4 protein-coding genes are annotated in these 3,710 nt (G+C 72.7%); all 4 read left to right on the forward strand.

Features of this window, described 5'->3' with window-relative positions:
* Positions 1–87: 87 nt before the first annotated feature.
* On the forward strand, positions 88–1,098 hold the full coding sequence (locus AB0C69_RS39745) for a Gfo/Idh/MocA family oxidoreductase (RefSeq protein WP_360361490.1): 1,011 nt from the start codon (positions 88–90) through the stop codon (positions 1,096–1,098).
* Positions 1,095–1,946 (forward strand): TIM barrel protein, encoded by an 852-nt coding sequence (locus tag AB0C69_RS39750; protein WP_353835511.1) that lies wholly within the window; start codon positions 1,095–1,097, stop codon positions 1,944–1,946. Before AB0C69_RS39745 ends, AB0C69_RS39750 begins: the two co-directional genes overlap by 4 nt.
* Positions 1,943–2,878: a 5-dehydro-2-deoxygluconokinase gene (gene iolC, locus AB0C69_RS39755; RefSeq protein ID WP_345184556.1), complete on the forward strand. Its 936-nt coding sequence runs from the start codon at positions 1,943–1,945 to the stop codon at positions 2,876–2,878. Before AB0C69_RS39750 ends, iolC begins: the two co-directional genes overlap by 4 nt.
* Positions 2,875–3,710 (forward strand): 5-deoxy-glucuronate isomerase (gene iolB, locus AB0C69_RS39760; RefSeq protein ID WP_360361494.1); only part of this gene is annotated, 836 nt, incomplete at its 3' end. The genes iolC and iolB, both read left to right, overlap by 4 nt.

Here is a 3,710-nt window from a genome sequence, read left to right on the forward strand (position 1 = left end):
GGAGAGGCGGACGGTCGGGGCGTTGACGCTTCTGGAACGCTCCATCAGACTCGTGTCTCCATCTGACCGCCCACCGGGAGGGGATCGATGAGGATCGGACTGGCCGGCGCGGGGCGCATCGGTGCGCGCCACGCCGCCGCGTTGCGAGAGTTGCCCGAGGTCGAGGCGGTGGTCGTCGCGGACGCCGCACCGGAGCGCGCCCGGGATCTGGCCGCGCGCCTGGGCGGGGGACCGTCCGAGGTCACCGCGCTGGAGACCGTCGAGGGGCTCTTCTCCGCCGGACTGGACGGCCTGGTCGTCGCGGCGGCCACGGACGCGCACGCGGCCCTGGTGGAGCGCGCCGTGGCGGCGCGAACCCCCGTCTTCTGCGAGAAGCCGCTCGCGTCCGATATTGATGGAACGTTCCAAATCGTCCGGGCGGCGGCCGGCGGCGGCGTTCCGGTGCAGGTCGGGTTCCAGCGCCGGTTCGACGCCGGGAACGCGGCGGCGCGCGAGGCCCTCGCGTCCGGGAGGCTCGGCTGGCTGCACACCGTCCGCTCGTGCAGCTTCGACCCGGCGCCGCCGCCGGCCGAGTACGTCCCCACCTCCGGCGGGCTGTTCCGCGACTGCCTCATCCACGACCTGGACCTCATCCGGTTCGTCACGGGCCGCGAGGTCGTCCGCGTGATGGCGGTGGGCGCCAACCGGGGCGACGACTTCTTCCGCGAGGCCGGGGACGTCGACACGGGTTCGGCGATGCTCGTCCTGGACGACGGGGCGCTCGGCCAGGTCTCGGCCACCCGCTACAACGCCGCCGGGTACGACGCGCGCCTGGAACTGTTCGGGTCCAAGGACAGCGTCATCGCCGGCCTGGACGACCGGACCCCCGCGACCGCGCTCCCGGACGGGGACCAGCCCAGGGCGCCCTACGGCGGTTTCATGGAGCGCTTCACCGACGCCTACGACGCCGAACTGCGGGCCTTCGCGGACGTCGTGGCGGGCCGCCGCGCCAATCCGTGCCCGCCGGAAGAGGCGCTGGAGGCGTTCTACCTCGCCGAGGCGTGCGAGCTGTCCATGCGGCAAGGGCGGATGGTGGCCGTCGAGGAGGTGCGGCGGTGAGGATCGCCGGCGCGCCGATCTCGTGGGGTGTGTGCGAGGTGCCCGGCTGGGGCCACCAGATGGAACCGGACCGGGTGCTCGCCGAGATGCGCGACCTCGGCCTCGCCGCCACGGAACTGGGGCCGGACGGCTTCCTCCCCCGGGCCGCGCAGGAGCGGGACGAACTGCTGACCTCGTTCGGCCTGGGTCTCGTAGGGGCGTTCGTGCCCGTCGTTCTGCACGACCCCGCGTTCGACCCGCTGCCCGTGGTCGAGCAGGCGCTGGACGACATCGACGGTGTCCTCGTCCTGGCCGCCGCGACCGGACTCGACGGATACGACGAGCGCCCCGTCCTCGACACCAAGGCGTGGGCGGCGTTGCTCGCGAACCTCGACGCGATCGCCGCGCGCGCCGCCGAGCGCGGCAGGCTCGCCACCCTGCATCCTCACGTTGGGACGGTCGTGGAGCGGCGCGCCGAGGTCGAACGCGTGCTGGGCGGATGCAGCATCCCACTCTGCCTCGACACAGGGCACCTCTTGGTCGGCGGGACCGATCCGGTGTGGCTGGCGCGTTTCGCGGCGCCGCGCATAGCGCATGTCCATCTGAAGGACGTGGACGTGGGCCTTGCCCAACAGGTACTCAAGGGAGACATCACGTACACGAGCGCGGTGCGGGACGGTCTGTACAAGCCGCTCGGGGACGGCGACATCGACATCCCCGACATCATCCGGACCTTGGAGGTCTCCGGTTACGAAGGCTGGTGGGTGATGGAGCAGGACACCGTCCTCACCGGCGAACCCGCGCGGGACGCCGGACCGTGCGGCGACGTCCGCAGGAGCCTCGACTACCTCGCCGGGGTGGCCCGATGACGTTCGACCTCATCACGATGGGGCGGGTCAGCGTCGACGTCTATCCGAACCAGGTGGGCACGCCGCTGGAGGACGTCGAGTCGTTCGGCAAGTACCTCGGCGGCAGCCCGACCAACGTCGCCGTGGCGGCGGCCAGGTACGGCCGCAGGACCGCCGTCGTCACGCGCACGGGGGAGGACCCCTTCGGCCGGTTCGTCCACAAGGCCCTTCGGGGCTACGGCGTGGACGACCGGTTCGTCACCGCCGTCCCCGGCCTGCCGACCCCGCTGGCCTTCTGCGAGATCTTCCCGCCCGACGACTTCCCGCTGTACTTCTACCGCTACCCCAAGGCTCCCGACCTGGAGATCCGTCCGGACGAGCTCGACCTCGACGCGATCCGCTCGGCGCGCATCGTCTGGGCCACGGTCACGGGCCTCTCCCAGGAGCCCAGCAGGGAGGCGACCCTGACCGCGCTGGGGGAGCACCCCGGGCAGACCGTCATCGACCTCGACTACCGGCCGATGCTGTGGGACGACCCGTCGGAGGCCCCGCACTGGGCGGGCCTCGCCTTGGAACGGGCGAAGGTCGCGGTCGGAAACCTGGAGGAGTGCGAGGTCGCCGTGGGGGAGCGGGAGCCGCGCGCCGCCGCCCGCGCGATCCTGGCCCGCGGCCCGGAGCTCGCCATCGTGAAGATGGGCCCGGAAGGCGTCCTCGCGGCGACGGCCGACGAGGTCGTGGAGGTGCCCCCCGTCAAGGTGGACGTCGTCAACGGACTCGGCGCCGGAGACGCGTTCGGCGGCGCCGTCTGCCACGGCCTGCTCGCCGGATGGGACCTGCGGCGGCTCGTCGGGTTCGCGGGCGCCGCGGGGGCGATCGTCGCGTCCCGTATCGCCTGCTCCGACGCGATGCCCACGCAAGACGAGGTCGACGAACTCCTCAAGGAGCCACGATGAAGTACCACCTCCCCGCCGGAACCGCCGCGGAAGCCCCGTACGGGCTCGTCGTGACCCCCGAGTCGGCCGGCTGGGCCTATTCGGGGCTGCGGGTTCTGGAGCTGCCGGAAGGCGGCTCCCACACGTTCGACACCGGTGAGTTCGAGACGATCGTGCTGCCGCTGGCGGGGTCGTGCGCCGTGGAGTGCGACGGCGAGCGGTTCGAGCTGGAGGGCCGCGAGGACGTCTTCGCCCGGGTCAGCGACTTCGCCTACGTGCCGCGCGACGCCCGGGTGACCGTCCGCGGCGGCGGGCGGTTCGCGCTGGCGGGCGCCCGGTGCGAGCGGCGGCTCGCACCGCGCTACGGACCGGCGGAGAAGGTCCCGGTGGAGTTGCGGGGCGCGGGGTCGGCGAGCCGGCAGGTCAACAACTTCGGGACGCCGGAGGGGTTCCCGTTCGCCGAGAAGCTGATCGCGTGCGAGGTGCTGACGCCGGCCGGGTGCTGGTCGTCGTTCCCGCCGCACAAGCATGACGAGCAGAGGCCCGGCGAGTCGGTCCTGGAGGAGATCTACTACTTCGAGGTCGCCCGGGACGGCATGGCCTACCAGCGCGTCTACGGCTCGCCGGGACGTCCGATCGACGTGCTGGCGGAGGTCCGCAGCGGCGACGCCGTGCTGATCCCGCACGGCTGGCACGGCCCGTCGATGGCGCCGCCGGGGCACGACCTGTACTACCTGAACGTGATGGCCGGGCCGTCGCCGGAGCGTGCGTGGCGCATCTGCGACGACCCGGCGCACGCCTGGATCCGCGACACCTGCGCATCCGCGAGTGGCAGGACCTGCACGGCCAGCTC

It is taken from the genome of Actinomadura sp. NPDC048032 (assembly GCF_040653175.1).
GTDB lineage: Bacteria > Actinomycetota > Actinomycetes > Streptosporangiales > Streptosporangiaceae > Spirillospora > Spirillospora verrucosospora.